Genomic DNA, 23761 nt, shown 5'->3' on the forward strand with positions numbered 1-23761 from the left:
CGGCTACTCTACTAGTTTGTTCGCGGCTTGGGCCTGCTCTGGCGGAATGTTGAAGTGTGACGCCACCCGCGTCACAAGGCGTCGTGCAAGGTCCGATTTCGTCCCCCTGACCTCGGCCTCCTCGGGGTCGGGATCTTCGCCGCGGACAAGAATGGTTGCCGCGGTCTCGTCCTTGCCGAAGACGAGGTCGGTCCCTACTTCGTTGACGACGAGCACATCGCACCCTTTGGACGCCAACTTTGCCCGTCCGAGTTCGGCAACGCTCTGATCGGCCGAGCCGGTCTCAGCCGCGAACCCGACCAAGAGGGCATGATGTTGGCCTTCTTTCTTGGCCCGGACCAAGTCCTTGAGAATGTCCGGATTGCGCACGAGCTCCAACGCCGGGGCGTCGTCACGGTCCGGATCTTTCTTGATCTTGGATCCGGAGGTTTCCCGTGGGCGAAAATCGGCGACGGCGGCCGCCATGACGAGGACGTCGGCCCCGTCTTCGATAGTGGCCCGCTGCGTGGAAACCTGTAGTTCCCGGGCGGAGGAGACTCGAGTGATACCGAACCTCTCGGTTTGTTCGGGATCGGGCACTTCGGTGTGAGCCAGGATGAGGTGCACTTGGGCACCTTGGTCGGCGGCAGCCTGCGCGATGGCGATCCCTTGTTTTCCTGACGACCGGTTACCGAGGTAACGAACAGGGTCCAGAGCCTCTCGAGTACCACCCGCGGTGACCACGAACTTCTTTCCGCTGAGGTCCACGGCCCCGGCTCGGTTCGCCTTCGCGTCATCGTAGGCCTTCAGGGAACGGCGATAGATTTCTTCAGGTTCCGGGAGTCGACCGGCTCCGCTGTCACGTCCCGTGAGCCGACCTACCGCGGGGTCGATTACCGTGTACCCGTAACCGCGCAACAATTGCACGTTGCGACGAGTTGCCGGATTCTCCCACATCTGGGTGTGCATCGCGGGAGCGAAAACAACGGGACACGTGGCCGTCAGAATCGTGGCCGTCAACAGATCGTCACCCCGACCGGTCGCAACTCGCGACATGAGGTCAGCTGTTGCCGGTGCGACGACGATCAGGTCGGCTTCTTCGGCTTGCCGGACGTGGTTGACGGCTTCGACATCCTCGAATACGGAGGTCCGGACCGGACGTCCCGACAGCGCCTCCCATGTCGGGGCTCCGACGAATTCGAGGGCAGACAAAGTCGGCATCGCGACGACCTCCCGGCCGTCTTCGCTCAACAAACGCAGAAGCATCGCGGCCTTGTAAGCCGCGATGCCTCCACCTATACCTAAAATAATTCGCACGAATCCAGTCTAGCGGTCCGTCCGATGCGATGTCTTCGCCTCCGAAGACGCACGTCAGATTATTCGGATTCGCTTTCCGAACCGGTTTCCTCGGTCGTCTCCTCGCTGAATGCGACGAACGTATCGGCGGACTCGACATCGTTGGCAAAAATATCCGACCCGAAGAAATCGGCTACGGGCTCGTCATCATGGATCAGTTGGCCGTTCTCGTTGTAACGACCACCCTCGACCGGATGGGACTCGAGGAGGTCTTCTTCGATCTCTCGCATGGCGATGGAGAGGGACTTCTCATTCACTGCGGTGTCAACGAGCGGGCCCACGTGTTCGAAGAGCCCCTCCTGCAGCTGGGAGTAGTAAGCGTTGATCTGGCGCGCACGACGGGCACCGAAAAGGACCAGGCCATACTTCGAATCGGCCTTCTTGAGGAGCGAGTCCACCGAGGGGTCGATGATGCCTTCATGTTCGGAAAGTGCCAAGAAATTCTCCCGTGACGTTGATAAAAACCGCCGGCCTAGCCGGCCAGGCGTCCTTCCGGCGATCGTCGTAAATGACCTACCGGGCAAACCTAATACACCATGCTACAACCGCGAGGGGTCGAAAGCACGTCTCATCTACTTTTGGGGACCGATTGTCCGCCAGCTCACGTGGCCGTCGGCTCGGGCCGTGACTGGACGCGCGGCCTAGACCTCGGCAGAGCGCCGAGCAATGCCCATGATTTCCACGAGCTCCCCTGCTGCTTGTTCGACCGTCTCATTGATGACGGTCTGGTCGAATTCGGGCTCGGCACCGAGCTCTTCCTTGGCCGTTTCGAGACGAACGTGCTGTTCCGTATCGGTCTCGGTGCCGCGTGTGCGAAGTCGGCGGACCAGTTCTTCCCAACTCGGCGGAGCCAAGAAAATCATCTGGGCTTCCGGCATGGCGTTCCGTACCTGGCGCGCGCCTTGCAGATCAATTTCCAGCAGCACGTGGCGGCCGGCCGCCAGGGCATCCTCGACCATGGTCTTCATGGTTCCGTACCGGTGATTGTTGTGGACCTTTGCCCACTCCAGCATCTGACGATTTTCAATCATCGAGTCGAATTCTTCATCCGACACGAAGTAGTAGTGAACGCCGTCTTGTTCACCCGGCCGAGGATCCCTGGTGGTTGCGGATACCGAGAGCCACACCTCCGGATAGTGATCCCTGATGTACGCAGAGACCGTCCCCTTGCCCACGGCTGTCGGTCCGGCTAAAACGGTCAATTGCGGGGACTGGGTCTGCGTCACTGGATTACCCTTCGAGGTGTTCGATGAGATTTCTGCGCTGATGGGCGCCCAAGCCTCGGAGGCGTCGACTCGGAGCGATCCTGAGTTCCCTCATGATTGCCGCCGCGCGTATTTCTCCGATGCTCGGGATGGATTTCAACATATCCTCGACACGGATGCGTTGCAAAGCCTCATCCGCATCCGCTCTCTCGAGAAACTCCTTGATGGTGATCTCTCGGTTCTTCAAGGCCAACTTCGCGTCGGCACGGATCTGACGTGACTGTCTCGCTTTCTCACGCGCGGCAGCCCTTTCTTCGTCGGTCAGAGGGCGCAGAGCCATAGTTACTCCTCTCATGGGCACACGAGGTTAGATTGCTAGTTCCCCATTAACTCCTCGTGGATATGGACCCAAAATTACCTCAGAGTAGGCTATTAAACCAATCAAAAAGGCGCCACGACTCAACATTGGCCAGATTATCCGCTCTCTGAGATGACGTAGCTGCAGTTTGGCCCCGGATCCTCGGTATTCCGGCGAACTCGGCGCCTCCGCATGCTTGACCGTTCGCCCAATGGGTCCGTAAAAGTTCGACCCTAGGAACAATAGACGGATATCAATCAATTGTGCCCGGGCCGTTGCGTTGTGCAATAAAGGCCGCACGTTCAGATCGGCTTTGGTTAATGACCTAAGGCGGTCATCAAGGCCTCATTGCAGCGTCGGGCCTCACCGGCCAAGGCGTCCGCGTCGGGCCCGTACTGGAGCACTCCCCGGGAAGAAGCCACGACGACCCGGTCGGTGGCCCCTTCGAAAACCTTCGCCAAATCGGATTCCGTGGCACCCTGCGCCCCGTACCCCGGAGCCAGGATGAGCCCGTTGAATTCCGCGAGCGAAATCCCCAAGGTCTCCAGTGCCGGCCCGACCGTGGCGCCGACGACCAATCCGCAGGGACCCGCGAACTCGGCCTCACGACGTCGATTCTCCTCGGCGGCCTGCGCCACGATGGACTTGGCCACCGATACTTCCTGGCCTCGGTGCTGGACGTCCGCGCCCTCCGGGTTGGAGGTCAGCGCGAGGACGAAAGTGCCTCGTCGATGTGCGTCCGCAGCATCCAGCGCCGGAACCAACGACCCGAATCCCAGATAAGGGCTCAAGGTCACCGAATCCCCCGCCAACGGCGATGTCCCACCCAGCCACGCGTCGGCGTAAGCGGCCATGGTAGAGCCGATGTCGCCGCGTTTGGCATCACAGATGACTTGGGTTCCGGAGGCCCTGCCCTCGGCCACGACCCGTTCCAGGACTCGCAGACCGGCCGACCCGTGTCTTTCGAACAATGCAACCTGCGGTTTGACCGATGCCACCTCTCCCCCGACGGCCTCCATGACCGTCAGAGCAAAGGATTCGCATCCGGCGGCGTCGTCCGGGAGGTCCCACGCGGCAAGAAGCGCGGGGTGCGGATCGATCCCGACACAGAGCGGACCCTTGTCCCGCATCGCACGGTACAACCGATCCCCGGCAGGACGATCTTTTGCCGTCATGCTCTCGCTCCCTCGACGTCCGTGGCGGCGGCGAGCGTGGCCTCATGGTCCTGCAAGCTCATCACGTCCCACGTGTGGCGGCGCTGAGCGTCGATGGACTGGATCGTCGCGCCGAATTCAGAGATGGTAGTCATGAGCGGGCAGCCGATGCTAGTCGCCGCGGCGCGGATTTCGTATCCATCGCCTCGAGCGGAACCCGCCCCCGACGGTGTATTGAAGATCAAGGCGATCTCACCGTCGGTGATCATATCGACGATGGTCCGTTCGCCTTCCTTCGCGTCGCGCAGTTTGGGAACCACGGTGCAATCCACGCCATTGCGACGCATGACCTGGGCCGTACCGCCGGTGGTGATGATTTCGAACCCGAGCTCTTTGAGCATCTTGACGTAGACGATCGCCGCGCGCTTGTCTCGATCCGCAACGGTCACGAAGACGCGGCCTTCGGTCGGAAGGATGTTTCCGACCGCCGCCTGGGCCTTCGCGAATGCGGTGTCGAAGAACTTGTGCAAGCCCATCACCTCACCGGTCGAACGCATTTCGGGCCCCAACAGGGAGTCAACAGCGGCACCAGAGTGCGTACGGAACCGGTTGAACGGTAGGACCGCTTCCTTGACGGCTATCGCGGTTTCTTCCGGAAGGTTGGCCCCGTCCATGTGCTTCGGCAAATGCCCCGACGCCTTGAGGGACTGAATTGTCTCCCCCGTGCCGATCAGCGCCGCGGCCTTGGCCAATTGAACGCCCGTGGCCTTGGAGACAAACGGAACTGTCCGCGATGCGCGAGGATTCGCCTCGATCACGTAGAGGACGTTCGAAGCGACCGCGAACTGGATATTGATCAGGCCCTTCACGCCGACGCCTTGGGCAATGCCCAGCGTGGCCTGACGAACCTGGTCCAGGACGGCAGGGCTCAACGTGATCGGGGGCAAGGTGCAGGACGAGTCGCCGGAGTGGATGCCGGCTTCCTCGATGTGCTCCATGATTCCGCCCATGTACAGATCATTGCCGTCGAAGAGTGCGTCGACGTCGATTTCGATTGCGTCTTCCAAGAATTTGTCGATCAGGGCAGGCTGTGACGGTGAAACCTCGGTCGCGTTGGACAAATAGCGAGCGAGGTTTTCCTCGTCGTACACGATCTCCATGCCGCGTCCGCCCAGAACGTACGAAGGGCGGACCAGAACCGGGTACCCGATGTCATCTGCAATGACCTTGGCGTCGGTGAACGTCGAGGCCGTTCCGTTCTTGGGACTGGTCAGCCCGGCCTGTTCGAGAACCTGCGAGAATTCGCCGCGGTCCTCAGCCAAATCGATCGCTTCCGGGGACGTACCGAGAATCGGGACCCCTGCTTCCTTGAGCTCGCGCGCGAGCTTGAGAGGCGTCTGGCCACCGAGCTGAACGAAAACTCCCATCAGACCGCCGGTACGGCGTTCCGAATCGATGACCTCGAGGACGTCTTCGAGGGTCAACGGTTCGAAGTACAAGCGCGTCGAGACGTCGTAATCCGTCGAGACAGTCTCCGGGTTGCAGTTGACCATGACCGTTTCGTATCCGGCCTCCCGCAGAACCATGGACGCGTGGACACACGAATAGTCGAATTCGATGCCCTGACCGATACGGTTGGGCCCGGACCCCAGAATCATGATCGATTTGCCCTCGTGGGGCGCGACCTCGTCCTCCTGGTCGTAGGAAGAATAATGATACGGGGTAAATGCCTCGAACTCCGCGGCGCACGTATCCACGGTCTTGAAGACCGGGCGCACCCCCAGCGCATGACGGACCCCGCGCACAATGTCTTCACGGCTGTCCGCCAGTTCTGCGATCTGTGCATCGGAGAATCCGTGGCGCTTGGCCAGCTCAAGGGTTTCTCGGCTCAGGTTCTTGTCCTCGCGGACCTGGTGTGCGACCTCGTTGATGAGCTGAAGCTGATCCAGGTACCAGGGATCGATTCCGGTCGCCTCATACAGGTCCTGGATCGAGGCTCCGGCCGCCAGCGCACGCCGGACCTGGTGGAGACGTTCCGTCGTCGGGGTTTTGGTCGCTTCGATGAGTTCGCGCAGCTCCGATGGCGCGAGCTCGTCCCGGGCGAAGGAGAACGTGCTGCCCTTCTGCTCGAGAGAACGCATGGCCTTCTGCAATGCTTCGGTGAAGTTGCGTCCCAAAGCCATGGCCTCACCCACGGATTTCATGGTGGTCGTCAGCGTGGGATCAGCCGCAGGGAACTTCTCGAAAGCGAATCGCGGAACCTTGACGACGACGTAGTCCAGGGTTGGCTCGAAGGAAGCCGGCGTTTTCCGGGTGATGTCGTTGGGGATCTCGTCCAGGGTGTATCCCAGGGAGAGTTTCGTGGCGATTTTGGCAATAGGGAAGCCGGTGGCCTTCGACGCCAATGCCGAGGACCGCGATACACGCGGGTTCATCTCGATGACCACGACGCGGCCGGTTGCCGGGTCCACGGCGAACTGGATGTTACAACCACCCGTGTCCACGCCCACCTCGCGAATCACAGCGATCGCCACGTCGCGCATCTTTTGGTATTCATGGTCCGTCAGTGTCAGGGCCGGCGCCACGGTGATCGAGTCTCCCGTGTGAACGCCTACCGGATCGAAATTCTCGATGGAACAGACGACAACGACGTTGTCGTTCTTGTCCCTCATCATCTCGAGCTCGTATTCCTTCCACCCGAGGATCGACTCCTCGAGGAGGACCTCGGACGTGGGGCTGTACTGGATACCGGCCCCCGCAATGCGGTGCAGGTCTTCCTCGTTGTAGGCCATGCCCGAGCCGAGCCCGCCCATGGTGAAGGAAGGCCGGACTACCATCGGGTAACCCAGTTTGTCCGCCGCGGCCAAGGCCTCGTCCATGGAGTGGACGATGATCGACTTGGCCGATTCCGCGCCACACCGTTCGACGACGCCTTTGAAGGCCTCACGGTCCTCACCGAGGTTGATCGCGGCGATATTCGCGCCGATCAACTCGACATCGTACTTGGCCAGGATTCCGCGATCATCGAGAGCGATCGCGGCGTTCAACGCGGTCTGGCCGCCCAGGGTCGGCAGAATCGCGTCGGGACGCTCACGGTCGATGATGCGTTCGATCGTGTCCGGAGTAATCGGTTCGATATAAGTGGCATCCGCGAATTCCGGATCCGTCATGATGGTCGCGGGATTCGAGTTGACCAGGATGACTCGAATCCCCTCTTCCTTGAGCACTCGCAGGGCCTGGGTTCCCGAGTAGTCGAATTCGGCCGCCTGGCCAATGACGATGGGGCCCGAGCCGATAACCAGGACGCTCTTGAGATCTTGACGACGAGGCATAAAGTTACTTTCCTGCTTTCTGGCGGGCGGCGGAGTCGGTTGCTGTCATGAGTTCGATGAAACGGTCGAACAAGTAGGCGGCATCGTGCGGCCCGGCAGCTGCTTCCGGGTGATACTGCACGGAGAAAGCCGGGATATCGAGGCATCGGAGGCCTTCCACGACGTTGTCGTTCAGGCCGACGTGCGAGACCTCCACACGCCCGAACTCCGATTCCGGGGCCGTGACCGGCCCGTCCAAGGGGGCATCCACGGCGAAACCGTGATTCTGGGCCGTGATTTCGACACGACCGGTCGAGCGGTCCAGCACGGGTTGGTTGATGCCGCGGTGCCCGAAGGGCAGTTTGTAGGTTCCGAATCCGAGAGCACGGCCGAGCAGCTGGTTCCCGAAGCAGATTCCGAAGAACGGGATGCCCGCCCGCAGTATTCCGCGCAGCACCTCGACCTGTTGAACGGCCGTCTCCGGATCTCCCGGGCCGTTGGAGAAGAATGCCCCATCAGGGTTCAATTCACTGATCTGCTCCACGGTGCTGTCCGCGGGAACGACGTGCACGCGAATGCCCCGCTCCGCGAAGCGCCGCGGCGTCATCGATTTGATGCCGAGATCCACGGCGACGAGTGTACCGAGGGGTTCCTGGGTCCATCCGTGGTCCCGAGGCTCGATCGTGTACTGGGAGGCCACCGTGACCTGGTCCGCCAGCTGTTGCCCCTTCATCTCGGACGAATTCTTGACGCGCTCGAGCAATTCCTGCTCGGGCACGCCGGCTGACTCTCCGCTGAAGATGCCGGATCGCATGGCGCCGGCGCTTCGCAGATGGCGTGTCAGCGCCCGGGTATCGATCCCTTGGATCCCCACCACGCCCTGCTCGACGAGCTCATCGTCCAGTGAGCGCTCCGACCGCCAGTTGGAAGGCACTCGAGCCGCATCCCGGACCACGTATCCGTTGACCCAGATGCGACGGGATTCGGCGTCTTCGGCGTTGACACCGGTATTGCCGATATGCGGTGCAGTCTGGACCACGATCTGTCCCGCGTACGAGGGGTCCGTCAGCGTCTCCTGGTAACCGGTCATTCCGGTCGAGAAAACCGCTTCACCCAGGGTCTGCCCCACGGCGCCGTAAGAACGACCGCGGAAAATCGTGCCGTCTTCGAGGACCAGGAGCGCCCGTTCCGGTGCCTTGCCTACGTTGGTCATAAGTTCACTTCCTCTTCTGATCGGCGGACGCATCCGACGAATCCTGCTTAGGCTCGGAGGCCTGGGTGTTATGGGTTGCCGGAAGCTCGGTTTGGGCTTGCGGAGCGATGCCACGCAGTCGGTCCATGAGCTCGGGCGTATGGGCCGCGGCTCGGGTTCGGAGACCCGTATCGACCAATCGGTCGCCCAATCGCCACGAAATCACTGCCAGGCCGTTCTTCTCGACGAATTTTCCGGCCATTCCCGATTCACGGCGCAGGACCTCGATGTCTTCTCGGGGAATCCAGAGGTCTCGCGCTCCGTCGCGGGTCACAATCAACCCGCTCGGGTACACGAGGGCGTTTCCGTTGGACTTCATGCCGAGACCGTGTACCGCGATCCTGTCCAGCCAGTCTCCCGCGGTAGTGGTGCACACGTATTGCACGTCGCACGCGAATTCGGCCGTTGCGCCGTCGAGTTCTCGCGGCACCTCCGGGATGTCCGCGATGCCCGACTGACGATTCGCCCGCGACCTCCACCCCCACGTGATCAGCAGTACCACCAGGACCGCCAGCACCACGGAGGAGATAAGGGTCAGCAAATGATTGAAGGACATGTGTTCCTAGTCTGCCGGAGCGACGAGCGCCCGCGGCGAATTGATATGGCCGTCCACAACGGTCGGATGGCCTTTGAAGAAGGTCGCTCGGACCGCTCCCGGGACCTCCATCGAGCGGTACGGCGAATTGCGGCCCTTGGACTGGTGCTTGTCCGGCTCGACGATGCGGCGTGCCTCGGGGTCGACCAGGACGATGTTCGCGGGTTCGCCCGGTGCCAAAGGGCGCCCTTGGTCCTGGATGCGTGCGATCTTGGCGGGTCGGGTGGACATGATGCGTGCGACGTCGGCCCATTGGATTTTTCCGGTATCCACGAGGGTCTGCTGGACGATCGACAGCGCCGTTTCCAATCCCGTCATGCCCATGGCGGCGCATGCCCACTCGCATTCCTTGGCTTCGGTGGGATGGGGCGCATGGTCGGTACCGATCACGTCGATGGTTCCGTCGGCCACGGCATTGCGCAGGGCTTCGACATCCTCCCGTGTTCTCAGCGGAGGATTGACTTTGTAGAGCGGATCGTAGGTGCGAACCGACTCGTCCGTGAGGAGCAAGTGGTGCGGGGTGACCTCGGCGGTCACATCGACCCCGCGGTCCTTGGCCCAACGGATGATCTCCACGGAGCCCTTGGTCGAGAGATGGCAGATATGCACGCGAGAGCCCACGTGCTGAGCCAAGAGAACATCCCGGGCAATAATGGCTTCTTCGGCGACGGCGGGCCAACCGGTCAGCCCGAGGTCGGCCGAGACGCTGCCCTCGTTCATCTGAGCCCCCTCGGTCAGGAGAGGTTCCTGAGCGTGCTGGGCGACGACACCGTCGAACGTCTTGACGTACTCGAGGGCTCGCCGCATCAGCACGGCGTTGTGGACGCACTTGCCGTCGTCGGAGAACATGCGAACCTGCGCCCGCGAATCGGCCATGGCGCCGATTTCGGAGAGTCGTTCACCGTTGAGACCGACCGTCACGGCTCCGACCGGGTGGACGTCCACCCAGCCGGATTGACGGCCGAGTTCCCAAACCTGTTCGACCAGACCGGCGGTGTCGGCCACGGGATTCGAATTCGCCATGGCGCACACTGCGGTGTATCCGCCGGCCGCGGCCGCGCGCGTGCCGGTTTCCACGGTTTCGGCGTCCTCGCGGCCCGGTTCCCGGAGGTGAGTGTGGACATCCACCAGTCCGGGCAGGGCGATCAGACCGTCGGCGTCGATGACGTCGGCATCGTGCCCGGCCAGGTTCTCCCCGATCCGGGCTATTGTGCCGTCGTCGATGAGGAGATCGGCGGTTTCTTCGCCGAGCAGGCGCGCACCGCGGATGAGATATTTCTGAGTGCTCATGGGGTCCTTTACAGTGCGGAGGTCTGGAGCTGGTCCTGCGGACCGGTCATCAGGTGGTAGAGAACGGACATGCGGACCGAGACACCGTTGGTGACCTGGTCCAGGACCAGGGATCTCGGTGAGTCGGCCGCTGCGGCGCTGATTTCGAGGCCACGGTTCATGGGCCCCGGGTGGAGAATCGCGGTTTCGGCCCCCTGCGCATCGAGCAGGGCGAGTCGCTCAGGGGTCAGACCCCAGAGTCGCGCGTATTCCTCCGAGGAAGGGAAGAAAGCCGCATGCATTCTTTCGCGCTGTATGCGCAGCATCATGATCGCGTCCAGGTCTTGTTTCATGGCCTCGTCGAGGCTGTACTGCACCTCGACCGGCCAGTCCTGGATGCCGACGGGAAGCAAGGTCGGGGGCGAGACCAAGGTGACGCGTGCTCCGAGCAGCGCAAGCAACCACACGTTGGATCGGGCGACGCGTGAATGGAGGACATCCCCCACGATTGCGACGTTCATCCCCTCCAGATCCGACCCTCGGGTTTCCTCCCCGGTGAGTCGAGACCGGTGCTGCCGCAGGGTCATGGCGTCCAGAAGGGCCTGCGTCGGGTGGGCGTGCGTTCCGTCCCCCGCGTTGATGACGGGTGAAGAAATCCAGCCGCTCGTCGCCAACCTCGCGGGAGCTCCGGAAGAAGGGTGACGGATCACAATGGCATCAGCGTTGATGGCCTCCAGGGTCTGCGCGGTGTCCTTGAGGGATTCTCCCTTGGAGACCGAAGACCCCTTGGCCGCGAAGTTGATGACGTCGGCCGACAGCCGTTTTTCCGCGGTCTCGAAGGAGATCCGAGTTCGCGTGGAATCCTCGAAGAACAGGTTGACCACGGTCCGCCCGCGCAGCGCAGGCAATTTCTTGACTTCGCGGTTCCCGACCTCGGCCATGCTGTCGGCGGTGTCGAGAATCTGGACCGCTTCGTCGAGGCTCAAGTTTTTGGTATCGAGAAGATGTCTCATGCGTGGCTCGCTTCTTCGGTCGCCGGTGCCTGGGCCGGGTCCAGGAGGACGCAGTCGTCCAGATTCCGGTCGGCGTCCGCTGTATGCACGGCAACCGGTTCATCCGTTTCACGGAGGAAGACGCGAACGGACTCGTCCTGGGAGGTCGGCAGGTTCTTGCCGACGTGGTCCGCACGAATCGGCAACTGGCGGTGCCCTCTGTCGGCCAACACGGCCAATCTGACCACCGCTGGCCGCCCGAAGTCTCCCAACGCATCCAGCGCGGCACGGATCGTGCGCCCCGAGTAGAGGACGTCGTCCACGAGCACCACGTTCTTGCCGTCGATGCCGCCGGCGGGAATCCTGGTCGGTTGCGGTGTCCGGGACGTGTTGCGGCGCAGGTCGTCCCGATACATCGTGACGTCGAGTTGCCCCAACGAAGAGCTGGGGTCGAATCCCGGTTCGGTCGCGGCGATTTTTTGGGCAATACGTTCGGCGAGCGGAAAGCCCCGCCGAGGAATGCCCAAGAGAACGAGATCCTTCGTGCCCTTGTTGGCTTCGACGATCTCGTGGGCGATACGGGTCAGCACCCGGTTGACATCCGCAGAATCCAGAATGACGCGTGCGTGTTCGGATACCCGATTTCGGGCATTGCCGCCACTGCGTGAGTTTTCGGTCATCGCGTTTGCCTCCTTCCCCGCCTCACAGGACGGAATTTAAAGGTCAGCAAGATGTTCTCATCTGGGCCAAAAGTATCACAGGGTCACGCCGGCACGATCCGCGGGACCGAAATGTGTCTTCGGCGGTCCGCCGCGGCATCGTACGGCCAGGCCCTGGACACCATGCAACAGGCCTTAGCCACATGCATTCGGCGGTTGGGCCCTGCGATCGGGCTCTCCAACACCGCCGCGGAGTCATATCGTCCTCGCCAGGCCGAACGTTCGTCAAACATGCGAAAGACGCCGCCAGGCAGGCTGCCCAGCGGCGTCGTTGGCTTCCTATTCCGTCAACAGGGTCGGCTTGACCTTCTGCAATCTGCCCAGCAGACCGTTGATGAACCGCGGCGAGTCGTCGGTTGAGTGCGTCCTGGCCAGGCCGGTCGCCTCCGAAACTGCTACGGCATCCGGGACGTCGTCGTTGTAGAGCAATTCCCATGCCCCCAAGCGCAGGATCGCCCGATCCACGGACGGCATGCGGTCCATGGTCCATCCCTTGGAGTACGTTTCCACGAACTCCCGGATCTCTTCATCATGGTCGACTACCCCGCGGACGATCCGCTCGGAATACTCCGAAATGATCGCGGCCGTGTGGAGACGCCGACGACGGAGCACCTCGAGGGTGTCCTGTTGGCGTTCCTCGGACTCGAACAAAACTTCCAGGGCGCGAACGCGCGCCTTCGTCCTCGAATTCACTCGTTGACGCGACCCAGGTAATCGCCGGAACGGGTGTCGACCTTGACCTTGGTCCCCTGCTCGACAAACAGCGGGACCTGGATGGTCGCGCCGGTCTCGAGGGTCGCGGGCTTGTTGCCTCCGGTCGAGCGGTCGCCCTGCAGACCCGGCTCGGTGTAGGTGATCTCGAGGACTACCGACGGGGGCAATTCGATGTACAAGGGAGCGCCGTCGTGCAGAGCCAACGTCACGTTCTGGTTCTCGAGCATGAAGTTGGCGGCATCGCCAACGACAGAGCCGGGGACGTAAATCTGGTCGAAAGTCTTGTTGTCCATAAAGACATAGTCGGAGCCGTCCTGGTACAGGTACTGGTACTCCGAGCGATCCACGGTGGTGACGTCGACCTTGGAACCGGCGTTGAAAGTCTTGTCGACTACTTTGCCGCTGTTGACGTTGCGCAACTTGGTGCGCACGAACGCACCGCCCTTACCCGGCTTGACGTGTTGGAACTCGATGACGCCCCAGAGATTTCCGTCCAGCTTGAGGATGGTTCCGTTCTTGATGTCGTTGGTCGTTGCCACGAACACTCCTTTTGGCAGATTTTTCGATGGCACGCTGCGAATCGCGTGCACCATGAAAATGAATCGGTAATTATTGTAACGCCCTTGTGAGAGGCGATTCAGGAAGCGATCTCCTGATACGTCGCGAAGAGGATGGACTCGTCCGGAACTTCCATGATTCGCGGGGAGGCAATCTTGTCCAAAACCACGAATCTCAACAGGTTTCCGCGGGCCTTCTTGTCCCTGTGCATACCGTCGAGCAATTTCTTCCACTGGTCGCCCCGGTACGTCGTCGGCAACCCGACCATCTCCAGGATGGAACGCGTGCGCTCGACGACGCTTTCCTCCAAGTTGCCAGCGGTGCTCGCAAGTTCGGCCGCGAACATCATTCCGACCGCAACCGCGGCACCGTGGCGCCATTGGTAACGTTCGTTCAGTTCGATCGCGTGGCCCAGGGTGTGTCCGTAATTCAGGAATTCCCTTCGCCCGGATTCCTTGAGATCCGTGGAGACGACCTCGGCTTTGACGCGTATGGATCGCTCGATGAGTTCCCGGATCACGGCAGACTGCGAATCACGGATCTTTTCCGGCTGCGCCTCGATCAGGTCGAGGATCTCCGGATCGGCGATGAAGCCGCACTTGATCACTTCGGCGAGTCCGGTGACCAGTTCGTTGACCGGAAGGGTCCTCAACGTTCCGATATCGCATAGGACGGCCGCCGGAGGGTGGAATGAGCCCACGAGGTTCTTCCCTTCGGCGGTATTGATGCCGGTTTTGCCGCCCACGGCCGCGTCGACCATTCCGAGCAGCGTTGTGGGGATGTGGACGACGCGCACGCCCCTGAGCCAGGTGGCCGCCACAAATCCGGCGACATCGCTCACGGCGCCTCCGCCCACGGAGATGATCGCGTCGGAACGCGTGAAGTCGTTCTGGCCGAGCACCTGCCAGCAGAATGCTGCGACCTGGACGTGCTTGCCTTCTTCGGCATCCGGGATCTCGGCGCTGAAGGATTCAAGACCGGCCGCCTTGAGATCGTTCATGACCAGCTCACCCGTCGAGCGTAGTGCCCGCGGATGGATCACGAGGATTCGGCGCACGCGAGGGCCGAGGATTTCGGGGAGCTTCCCGAGCAGATCATGACCCACATGAACGTCGTAGTTCTCCGAGGGTTGCGTTCCGGTGACCGGAATGCGCGTTGCGTCTGAGGGCCCGTCGGCCATGTGATCCTCCTGGTCTGCTGCGTCGGGAGCAGTGCTGTCCCGTTGCCGTTTGTCCGCGTTCAGGCGGACCGTATCTGTTGGATGCTTCGGTGGAGTTCGTCCGCCATCGATGAGATCTCCCGGTCGCCCCGTCCGTCGAGGACGATCGTCGCGAGCCTCTCATAAGTCTCGCGGCGTGCCTCGAAGAGCTCGTGCCACCGCGCAATCGGATCCGGCTGGAGCATCGGCCGTGTGGTGTTCCCCTCGATACGGGGCCGCACGGTTTCATCGTCCACCAGCACATACACCACGGTATGTCCGTCGAGGATCTTCTGTACCCGCTCGGTCATGGGGGCGCCGCCGCCGATGGAGATCACGGAGTTCCGATGGTCCGGAGAGCGAAGAAGCATTTCGATGGTATCGGCTTCTATGTCCCGGAAATACTTCTCGCCGTATTCGACGAACAGTTCGGCGATGACGCCGTGGCGTTCGACGATCAATTGGTCGACATCGACGAATCCGTAGCCGAAGAATTTGGACAGGTGCAGGGCCAGGAAGGACTTGCCCGCGGCCATCGGCCCGATCAGGATCACGGGTCCTTGTTCTCCGGAGCTCATGAATCCCATCCTTCGGTATTCGGGGCGAAATCCAGTTCTTCGGGAATCGAGGCGAGGTAGGCATCAACGTTTCTCCGTGTCTCCTCGATCGAATCCCCACCGAACTTCTCGGTGTAGGCATCCGCAAGAACGAGGGCCACCATCGCCTCGGCCACAACTCCTGCGGCCGGTACCGCGCATACGTCAGACCGCTGGTGATGGGCCGTGGTGGCTTCTCCGGAGGACGTGTCCACGGTCTTCAATGCCCGGGGCACCGTCGCAATGGGTTTCATTCCGGCACGCACCCGAAGGGCGTCGCCGATGCTCATCCCACCTTCAATGCCGCCCGCCCGGTTCGAGGTGCGCTGAACCCGACCATGCTCGTCCTGGGTGATTTCATCATGCGCTTCCGTCCCTCGGCGGGCGGCCGTCAGGAAACCGTCCCCCACTTCGACTCCCTTGATCGCCTGAATTCCCATGAGGGCGCCTGCCAAGCGGGAGTCGAGACGGCGGTCCCAATGAACGTAGGATCCCAGACCCGGCACGAGCCCGTAGGCGAGGACCTCCACGACGCCGCCGAGCGTTTCGCCGTCCTTGTGCGCGGCGTCCACCTCGGCGACCATCGCTTCGGAGGTGGACGCGTCGAAGCACCGAAGGGGGTCGGCGTCGAGCGCGTCGACGTCACGAGGCACCGGACGTTGGGCATCTTCCGGCGCCGAAACCGACCCGATAGCCGTGGTGTGGCTGACCAGCCCGGCTCCCAAAGCTTTGAGAATCTGGGAGGCGACCACACCGAGCGCGACTCGTGTCGCTGTCTCTCGCGCGCTGGCGCGCTCCAAGACGGGACGGGCTTCCGAAAAACCGTATTTCTGCATTCCCGTGAAATCCGCGTGACCGGGGCGGGGGCGCGTCAACGGGGCGTTACGGGCCCGTCCCTCGAGCACGTCCGGATCCACGGGATCCGAGGACATCACGTCGGTCCACTTCGGCCACTCCGTATTGGCGATTTCGATCGCCACGGGGCCGCCCTGGGTCAGCCCGTGCCGAACGCCCCCCAAGATCCTGACGCGGTCCTCCTCGAATTTCATGCGGGCACCGCGACCGTATCCGAGGCGGCGCCGGGCCAGGGCACGGCGGATGTCCTCCGAGGTGAGCTCGACGCCCGCGGGAACGCCCTCAATGATTCCGACGAGAGCCTCTCCATGGGACTCTCCGGCGGTCAGCCAACGCAATGTCACGGTGTTACCTCATCTTTCGGTGATCGTTTGGGGCCCGGCCTTGGGGCCCCGGCGCAACGGCGTCGTGGCGGCCCTTAGTTTCTGGGCCGAAGCAGTTTGTCGTCGCAGACCAGGCGCGGCTCATCGGTCCGCGGCGTGAGGCCGAGAGCCTCGGCCATGGCCGAGAGCACTGCCTCCTGGCTCGGCAAGGCTTCGAAAAGGCTTTGCCCGGTAAATAGTTTGATCTGGTCGACGGCTTGGTACAAGAGCATTTCACGTCCCGAGACCGGCGTCCCGCCGCAAGCGCTGATGGCCTGAGCGAGATCGGATGGCCACGGATCGTAGGAGACGTCCAAGACCGCGGTCCGGCTCAGATCGCCTTGAATCGACTGGGCATACACGTCGAAGGCGTGGGCCGGCAATGTGGAGACCACGAGGTCGAATCCGGACAAACCGGCAGCAGCCTCTTCCAGGGGCCGGAAGTCCAGTTCCATTCCCAGCCTCCCGGCAACGTCGACGACGCGACCCGCCCGGGCACGATCCCGGACGAATACCGTGCAACGAGCCGCTCCCAGTACGTGGAGAGCCGCGACCGCTGCGGTCGCGGTACCACCGCCGCCGATGATCGCTGCCTTCGGTTCCTGACTCGTACACGCCCCGGTTCGCAGCAGCGCGTTGACGATTCCTGAGACGTCGGTGTTGTGCCCCACCACCTGAGCGTCCGCTCCCCCGACGGGCGCCAGAGTGTTGATCACTCCTACCGTCTGTGCGAATTCGGTCAACCGTCCGGCGAAGCGGCACGCCGCCGATTTCAGCGGCATGGTGATGGAGAAGCCGCGCCAATTGCCGTCCCTCAGCGCTGGCTCCACCACATCGGCGAGGGTTTCTTCCTCGATGTCGGCCGCCGTGTATTCGATCTCGGAGCCGAGCACCCGATACGCGGCCCGGTGCATCACCGGTGACAAGCTGTGGGCTACCGGATGCCCCAGGACCGCGGCCCAGGGGGCGTCCGGGGTTTCGATCAGACGCATTTGCCCTCGTGCTCGGAGCACCAGTTGTCGTATTCCTCGACGTTCTTCTCGTGCTCTTCGTAGGTTTTCGCGAATTTCGTCTCGCCGGTATCCAGGTCCACCGTCACCCAGTAGTAGTAATCATTGTGGTCCGGGTGGGCAGCAGCCTTGATGGCCTCCGCGGCCGGGGAACCGATGGGCCCTACGGGCAGGCCCTTGTTCGCGAAGGTGTTGTATCTATTCGACGCATCCTGTTTCTGCTCGTTGCTGATCTGGTAGGTCTTCTCCCCCAGCCCGTACGCAACGGTTGCGTCGGACTGGAGGAAGCCCTGTGTCTCCCCGTCGACGTTGTTGACTCGGTTGTCGATGGCACCGGCCACACCCTTGTAGTCGCGCGGTTTGGCCTCGAATTCGAGAATCGACGCGACCGTGACGGTGTGGAACACCTCGTCGTCTCCCTCGACCCCGGCGTCCTTGAGATCCTTCTTGGTCTTGTCGACCATTTCCTGGATGACATCCTCGGCCGAGGCATCCGGGGCAAAGCGGTACTCGCCGGGGTGCAGGAAGCCTTCCAACGAGTCGAATTGACTCGGGATGCCGAACTTGCCCGGGTCCTTGTCGAGCGTCTTGAATTTGTCGACGCTGATCCCCGTGCCCTTGGCCAGCGCGTCGAACGTCTCGTCCTTGCGCTGGTTCTGGTTGATCGCGACGTAATGCTTGGCGCTGCCGCTGCCGGTCAGCGAGTTCATCGCGGATTCGGAGCTCATGTGCTGCTGCAATTCAAAAGTTCCGGGCTGAATGAACTTGCCAGAGCCTTTGTCTTCCATGACTTCGACGAACTTGTCCGCGTTCGCGATGACGTCTTTCTGCTCGAGCCGCTGGCCAACGGTTCCGTTGGTATCGCCCTCGCTCACGGTGATGCTGACGTTCTTGCCGTTGCCGTCACCGTGATAGTCCTTCACCTCGAAAAGACCGGTTTTAGGCCCGACGATGGCAAGCGACGCCACCAGAGCAATCACAAAGATGATCGTGGCCGAGACCAGAACTTGGCGGCGGCGTGCGTAACGCCTGCGAATCTGGTCAGGAGTCAGACTCTCCTGCTCGATGCGGAGACCCTCGATGCCGGCGCGTCGCTCGGCTTCTGTCGGGGAGAAAAGCCCGTGAAAGGACTCATTGTCATCACCCGAAGACTCTCCACGGTTTTTTCGTGATGAATCTTCGCTCACGAAGGTTCTCCATTCTTTTCGACGTCATCGGGTAACGGCTCGGGAGACTCGCCGCGTGGCTCTGGGTTAACACAATATCCGGCGACGGACCGATCGGCTTTGAGCGCGTCGACCGCCTGTTGAAGAATATTAGCCGCTGCAACCTGGTCGACCATGGACTTGAAGTCCCGAGAGGACACGCCAGCCTCGTGGAGCGACCGATGGGCGGAGACTGTCGTGAGTCTTTCGTCCACCAACCACACCGGTATATCGCCTCTGCCCTCGTCGGCCAGCTCGGCGACGAGCCCCTCGGCATAGTCTTCCGCCATCTGCGTCGACGGGCTCGATCCGCCGCTCATGGTGCGTGGATGGCCCACGAATACTTCCGTAACATTATGCACGCCTATCAATTTTCTCAAGACGCGGCGATCCGAATTGGTGTTGGCATTGCGCTTCAACGTCTGCAGAGGCGTCGCAAGGATGCCGTCCGGGTCGCACAGAGCGAGGCCGACGCGGGCGTTGCCCACGTCGACCCCCATGCGCACTCCTCGTGTGAACACAGGTTCCTTACTTGCCGGCCTGGGCAACCTGGCTTTTGACACTCGTGAAGGCCTCGTCGATCTTGGCCGGGTCCTGCCCGCCGCCCTGAGCGAGGTCGTCCTTGCCTCCTCCGCCGCCGCCGAGGACGCCGGCAGCGGTGCGGACAAGCGCACCGGCCTTGACACCCAGATCCCGTGCGGCCTGGTTGGTTGCGACAACCACCACGGGCCTGCCGTTATTGGTGCCTGCGACGACGACGGCGGCCGCGTCTTCGCCCAAGCGATGGCGCAGGTCGGTGGCCAGGTTCCGCACGTCGTCAGCGGCCAGGTCCCCAGCATTGTGGGCCAGCAGACGGACGCCGCCTATGAGCTCTGCGGATTCGACCAAACGCCCGGCTTCCGCCTGGAGCTTTTCCTTGCGCAGCTTTTCCAGTTCCTTCTCCACAGACTTGAGGCGGTTCAGGGTCGAGTTGATTTTCTCGGGCAGGTCCGTGGAGTTCTGGACCTTCAACAGATCGGTCAGTTGGTTGACGAGCGTGCGCTCGGCGGCCAGGTGGTTGAAGGAGTCCAGACCGACCAGAGCCTCGACGCGGCGGTTCCCGGAGCCCACGGACTGCTCCGAGAGCAGCGAAAGGGAACCGATCTCCGCGGAGCTTGACACGTGCGTACCGCCGCACAGCTCGCGGGAGAAGTCGCCGTTCATTTCGACGACTCGTACGACGTCACCGTACTTCTCTCCGAACAGGCCGATGGCCCCCATGGCTTTGGCCTCGGCGAGGGGCATCTCACGAGTGATGACCTCGTAATTGTCACGGATCGCGGTATTGGACAGGCCTTCGACCTCTTCACGGACAGTCTCCGAGAGGGATTCGGTCCAGGCGAAGTCGAAGCGCAGGTAGCCCTCTTTGTTGAAGGAGCCGCGCTGGACGGCCTCCGGTCCGAGGACACGGCGGAGGGCAGCGTGAACGACGTGGGTTCCGGAGTGGGCCTTCTCCGCATCCTTGCGCCGCTGGACATCCACCTGAGCCCTTGCCTCCGAGCCTGCGACGACCTCCCCCTCAATAACTTCGCCCTGGTGGACGCTGAGACCACGAACGGGCTGCTGAACATCGTGAACGCGCACGGAATAGCCGTTTCCGCTGATGAGGCCCGTATCTGCGGCCTGGCCACCGGCTTCGGCGTAGAAAGGGGTCTCGTCGAGCACGATTTCCACCGTCTCGCCCTTGGAAGCGGCAGGCACGGTCACACCGTTCTGAAGGATTGCGCGAATGGTGCTTTCGCCGCTGAGCTGGGTGTAACCGGTGAAAACGGAACCGCGCTCGTCGACCAGCTGCCGGAAGGCGCCGAGGTCCGCGTGGGAGCCCTTCTTGGCCTTCGCATCGGCCTGGGCCCGGTGGCGCTGCTCTTCCATGAGGGAGCGGAATGCTTTCTCGTCCACGGACACGCCGGCTTCGCTGGCCATTTCGAGGGTCAGGTCGATCGGGAAACCGTAGGTGTCATGAAGAGCGAAAGCTTCTTCTCCGCTCACCGATCCCCCGCCGGTCTTGGCGTGCTGGACCGCTTCGTTCAGGCGCGTAGTGCCTGACTCGATCGTGTGAAGGAACGCACGCTCTTCCGCGTAGGCGATGCGCGAGATCCGGTCGAAGTCGTCGGCGACCTCGGGATAGGCGCCCTTCATCGCGTCCCGGGAGGCGGGGAACAGCACGGGCAAGCACGGTTCGGTCACGCCGAGAAGGCGCATGGCCCGAATGGCTCGACGCAGCAGGCGCCGCAGGATGTACCCACGCCCCTCATTCGACGGCGTGACGCCGTCGGAGATCAGCATGAGTGATGATCGAATATGGTCGGCGACGACGCGCAGGCGCACATCGTCTTCGTAGCCTTCGTCCGCGGAGGACTCGGAACCGAAGTATTTCTTCCCGGAGAGTTCGGATGCGGCGTCGAGAACCGGGCGGACCTGGTCGGTCTCGTAGAAGTTCTCGACTCCTTGCAGCAGCATCGCAAGGCGCTCGAGTCCCATACCGGTATCGATGTTCTTCTTCGGAAGCTCACCGAGGATTTCGAAGTCGTCCTTGCCGATGCCCTCGCCGCGCTGGAACTGCATGAACACGAGGTTCCAGATTTCAATGTAGCGGTCGTCGTCGGCGGCGGGGCCGCCTTCTTTGCCGTAGGCCGGGCCTCGGTCGTAGAAGATTTCCGAGTCGGGGCCGGCCGGCCCGGGCTGGCCGGTTGACCAGTAGTTTTCCTGCATGTTCATGCGTTGGATGCGTTCTTCCGGGAATCCGACCTTGCGGGTCCAGATGTCGAAGGCCTCTTGGTCGCCTTCGTACACGGTCACCCAGAGGCGATCGGGGTCCAGGCCGAATCCACCCTCGGACTGCGGGGTGGTCAGCAGGGTGTAGGCGAAGGGAATCGCCTCGTCCTTGAAGTAGTCGCCGAAGGAGAAGTTGCCGGCCATCTGGAAGAACGTTCCGTGACGCGCGGTCTTGCCGACCTCGTCGATATCGAGCGTGCGGATGCATTTCTGCACGGAAGTCGCACGGCTGTACGGTGCCTTCTCCCGGCCGAGAAAGTAGGGGATGAACGGGACCATGCCGGCGATCGTGAACATCGCTCCGGCTTCGTTCGAGACCAAGGAAGCAGAGGGGACCACAGTGTGTCCGCGCTCTTCGAAGAATTCGATCCAGCGCTGCTTGATTTCCTGGGAGAGCATATCGGCTATAAGTCCTTCGTCCTGAGTGCCTGTTTGAGCGTTTTCTGTCCGTGGGCGCGGTTGCGTTGCGCGCTAACGGGAATTCTGGGGGTCGTTTCCGGAGTCGAGGAAAAAGTCCGGGGGCAGATCCGAGTCCCGAGCGGGGCTGCCCGATGCATCGGGCGCGGCGTGCTCGATGACCTCTGAGGGTCCTCGCTCCCCTGGCAGGCTCTCACCGCTTCGCGAGTCCGAATCCGCGGTCCGGGGGCGGCCCCAAGTGTCCAGGGAACCGGGACGGATGTCCTTCTTTTGGTTCGCGTACTTTTCGGTGAGCTGTTCTTCTCGTTCAGCCATTCCCTGTTTCACGGTGGCCGCGAATTTCAAGGCCTTGAGCGCGCCATTCCGTACGGGAGTCATGACGGGCGAGGACCAGATCTTGTCCGCGGTGCCTTGGCCGCCGTCACGCTTGCTGACCTGCATGGGATCCCTCACCACTAGTTCTTGGGCGGTGTGAACGATCTGTCCGCCACGTTTGGACGCGACGTAACCGGCTGCGGCACCGGCGAGCAACAGACCGGCTTTGGATAACCAGCTCATCCGTCTTCTCCTGGGCTCTGGTGGGCACCCGCGTGCCCTGTTTCTCCGGTGGGCGCCTGGTCGCTGCTAGCCGCGTCTTTCTCTTCTGCGCCCTCCCCACGGAAGGCCTTGCGGACTCCGTAGGAGAATGACGCCATTTTGATGAGCGGCTGGCCCACGGTCGAGGCGACGAGGCTCGAGAGCGCAGAGACGTTGGCGGAGGCGTCCGAGACGTTGTCGGTGATGCCGTCCACTTTGGACAATTGTGAATTGGTTGTGGTCACTGTGCGCGTGACCTCCTCGATGAGGGGACCGGTTCCGGCGTTGATCTGCCGTACCGTCTCCCGGACTTCGTCGAAGACTTTGCCGAGCTTGATGATGGGCATCGCGAGCAGCGCCACAAGGATGGCAAATACTGCGGCCGCGATTAGCCCTGCGATTGCTCCGCCCGTCATGAATGCACCCGTCTCCTCTGATGGAATCTTCTGGTTCCCGGCTCCTGAGAGGGGCTTTCACCGGGACCTGTGCCAGTTTACGGCATGGGGACCGTTAAAGCCGTGATGGCCCGGGCATATGCCCGGGCCATCAGAGCTAGGCGAGAAAACTTACACCATGCGGGCGTAGTACTCGACCACGAGCTGTTCCTCGCAGGTCACGGGAACTTCGCTGCGCTTGGGCATACGCTCAAGCTTTGCGTGAAGTTTGTCGATCTCCACGTTCAGGTACGCCGGAGTGTCCGGAAGGACGTCCTGGTTGGCGCCGGTGGCGGCAATCTGGAACGGATCCATTTTCTCGGAGCGGGGGTGAACGTGAATGAGCTGGCCTTCCTTCACGCGGAAAGACGGACGGTCCACGCGGACGCCGTCCACCATGATGTGGCGGTGAACGACCATCTGGCGTGCCTGGGAGATCGTGCGGGCGAAGCCTGCACGGAGGACCAGGGCGTCCAGACGCGTTTCGAGCATCTGGACCAGGTTTTCACCGGTCTGACCCTCGACGCGCTTGGCCTCGGCGTATGCGCGACGCATCTGAGCCTCGCGGATGTTGTACTGCGCGCGGAGACGCTGCTTCTCGCGCAGACGAACGGCGTAGTCGGAGTCGGCCTTCTTGCGGGCACGGCCGTGCTGGCCGGGACCGTAGGGACGACGCTCGAAGTACTTCTCGGCCTTCGGAGTCAGCGGGATTCCGAGGGCACGAGACTTGCGCACCAAGTTACGGGCGCGCTTGCTCTTAGTGGTAGTTGCCACGTTGTGCCTTTCATGCGGTTGATCGTTGGGCGCGGTGGCCCACGATCATTTGTTCTGG

The 23761-nt window shown here is 62.3% G+C and carries 23 protein-coding genes; all 23 read right to left on the minus strand.

The window, feature by feature from the left end; all coding sequences use genetic code 11:
* Positions 1-3 precede the first annotated feature (3 nt).
* On the minus strand, positions 4-1296 hold the full coding sequence (gene coaBC, locus EWV35_RS04915) for a bifunctional phosphopantothenoylcysteine decarboxylase/phosphopantothenate--cysteine ligase CoaBC (RefSeq protein ID WP_129658690.1): 1293 nt from the start codon (positions 1294-1296) through the stop codon (positions 4-6).
* A 59-nt stretch (positions 1297-1355) separates the two neighbouring features.
* Positions 1356-1772, minus strand: a complete 417-nt coding sequence (gene rpoZ, locus EWV35_RS04920) for a DNA-directed RNA polymerase subunit omega (RefSeq protein WP_129658692.1) — start codon at positions 1770-1772, stop codon at positions 1356-1358.
* 204 nt (positions 1773-1976) lie between these two features.
* Positions 1977-2561, minus strand: a complete 585-nt coding sequence (gmk, locus tag EWV35_RS04925; protein WP_238654162.1) for a guanylate kinase — start codon at positions 2559-2561, stop codon at positions 1977-1979.
* A gap of 4 nt (positions 2562-2565) precedes the next feature.
* Positions 2566-2880: an integration host factor, actinobacterial type gene (mihF, locus tag EWV35_RS04930; protein ID WP_129658696.1), complete on the minus strand. Its 315-nt coding sequence runs from the start codon at positions 2878-2880 to the stop codon at positions 2566-2568.
* A 335-nt stretch (positions 2881-3215) separates the two neighbouring features.
* Positions 3216-4073, minus strand: coding sequence for an orotidine-5'-phosphate decarboxylase (gene pyrF / locus EWV35_RS04935; RefSeq protein WP_129658698.1), 858 nt, complete (start codon positions 4071-4073; stop codon positions 3216-3218).
* Positions 4070-7384, minus strand: coding sequence for a carbamoyl-phosphate synthase large subunit (gene carB / locus EWV35_RS04940; protein ID WP_129658700.1), 3315 nt, complete (start codon positions 7382-7384; stop codon positions 4070-4072). The genes pyrF and carB overlap by 4 nt, the downstream gene beginning before the upstream one ends.
* A 4-nt stretch (positions 7385-7388) precedes the next feature.
* Positions 7389-8576 (minus strand): glutamine-hydrolyzing carbamoyl-phosphate synthase small subunit, encoded by a 1188-nt coding sequence (gene carA / locus EWV35_RS04945; RefSeq protein WP_129658703.1) that lies wholly within the window; start codon positions 8574-8576, stop codon positions 7389-7391.
* A 4-nt stretch (positions 8577-8580) separates the two neighbouring features.
* On the minus strand, positions 8581-9171 hold the full coding sequence (locus EWV35_RS04950; RefSeq protein WP_193554079.1) for a PH-like domain-containing protein: 591 nt from the start codon (positions 9169-9171) through the stop codon (positions 8581-8583).
* A 6-nt stretch (positions 9172-9177) separates the two neighbouring features.
* Positions 9178-10500, minus strand: a complete 1323-nt coding sequence (locus EWV35_RS04955; RefSeq protein ID WP_129658705.1) for a dihydroorotase — start codon at positions 10498-10500, stop codon at positions 9178-9180.
* Between the two features lie 8 nt (positions 10501-10508).
* Positions 10509-11492 carry an aspartate carbamoyltransferase catalytic subunit gene (locus EWV35_RS04960; protein WP_129658707.1) on the minus strand — a complete coding sequence of 328 codons (984 nt, stop codon included), beginning with the start codon at positions 11490-11492 and terminating at the stop codon, positions 10509-10511.
* Positions 11489-12151, minus strand: coding sequence for a bifunctional pyr operon transcriptional regulator/uracil phosphoribosyltransferase PyrR (gene pyrR, locus EWV35_RS04965; RefSeq protein WP_129658709.1), 663 nt, complete (start codon positions 12149-12151; stop codon positions 11489-11491). Before pyrR ends, EWV35_RS04960 begins: the two co-directional genes overlap by 4 nt.
* Positions 12152-12469: 318 nt before the next feature.
* Entirely contained in the window at positions 12470-12883 is a 414-nt protein-coding gene (gene nusB, locus EWV35_RS04970) for a transcription antitermination factor NusB (RefSeq protein WP_129658711.1), read from the minus strand.
* On the minus strand, positions 12880-13443 hold the full coding sequence (gene efp / locus EWV35_RS04975) for an elongation factor P (protein ID WP_129658713.1): 564 nt from the start codon (positions 13441-13443) through the stop codon (positions 12880-12882). The genes nusB and efp overlap by 4 nt, the downstream gene beginning before the upstream one ends.
* A 98-nt stretch (positions 13444-13541) precedes the next feature.
* On the minus strand, positions 13542-14642 hold the full coding sequence (gene aroB / locus EWV35_RS04980; protein ID WP_129658715.1) for a 3-dehydroquinate synthase: 1101 nt from the start codon (positions 14640-14642) through the stop codon (positions 13542-13544).
* Positions 14643-14701: 59 nt separating this feature from the next.
* Entirely contained in the window at positions 14702-15238 is a 537-nt protein-coding gene (locus tag EWV35_RS04985) for a shikimate kinase (RefSeq protein ID WP_165168353.1), read from the minus strand.
* Entirely contained in the window at positions 15235-16455 is a 1221-nt protein-coding gene (gene aroC, locus EWV35_RS04990; protein ID WP_129658719.1) for a chorismate synthase, read from the minus strand. The genes EWV35_RS04985 and aroC overlap by 4 nt, the downstream gene beginning before the upstream one ends.
* A gap of 74 nt (positions 16456-16529) precedes the next feature.
* Complete coding sequence (locus tag EWV35_RS04995; protein ID WP_238654164.1) at positions 16530-17486, minus strand: shikimate dehydrogenase; 957 nt, start codon at positions 17484-17486, stop codon at positions 16530-16532.
* Complete coding sequence (gene mltG, locus EWV35_RS05000; RefSeq protein WP_129658721.1) at positions 17456-18670, minus strand: endolytic transglycosylase MltG; 1215 nt, start codon at positions 18668-18670, stop codon at positions 17456-17458. Before mltG ends, EWV35_RS04995 begins: the two co-directional genes overlap by 31 nt.
* Complete coding sequence (gene ruvX, locus EWV35_RS05005) at positions 18667-19188, minus strand: Holliday junction resolvase RuvX (protein WP_129658723.1); 522 nt, start codon at positions 19186-19188, stop codon at positions 18667-18669. Before ruvX ends, mltG begins: the two co-directional genes overlap by 4 nt.
* A 28-nt stretch (positions 19189-19216) precedes the next feature.
* Positions 19217-21901 (minus strand): alanine--tRNA ligase, encoded by a 2685-nt coding sequence (alaS, locus tag EWV35_RS05010; RefSeq protein ID WP_129658725.1) that lies wholly within the window; start codon positions 21899-21901, stop codon positions 19217-19219.
* A 72-nt stretch (positions 21902-21973) separates the two neighbouring features.
* Positions 21974-22477, minus strand: a complete 504-nt coding sequence (locus EWV35_RS05015; RefSeq protein WP_129658727.1) for a hypothetical protein — start codon at positions 22475-22477, stop codon at positions 21974-21976.
* Positions 22474-22911, minus strand: a complete 438-nt coding sequence (locus EWV35_RS05020) for a DUF948 domain-containing protein (protein ID WP_129658729.1) — start codon at positions 22909-22911, stop codon at positions 22474-22476. The genes EWV35_RS05015 and EWV35_RS05020 overlap by 4 nt, the downstream gene beginning before the upstream one ends.
* A 150-nt stretch (positions 22912-23061) precedes the next feature.
* Positions 23062-23703, minus strand: coding sequence for a 30S ribosomal protein S4 (rpsD, locus tag EWV35_RS05025; RefSeq protein WP_129359589.1), 642 nt, complete (start codon positions 23701-23703; stop codon positions 23062-23064).
* Positions 23704-23761 lie beyond the last annotated feature (58 nt).

The sequence above is a fragment of the Rothia uropygialis genome (assembly GCF_004137765.1).
Lineage (GTDB): Bacteria > Actinomycetota > Actinomycetes > Actinomycetales > Micrococcaceae > Rothia.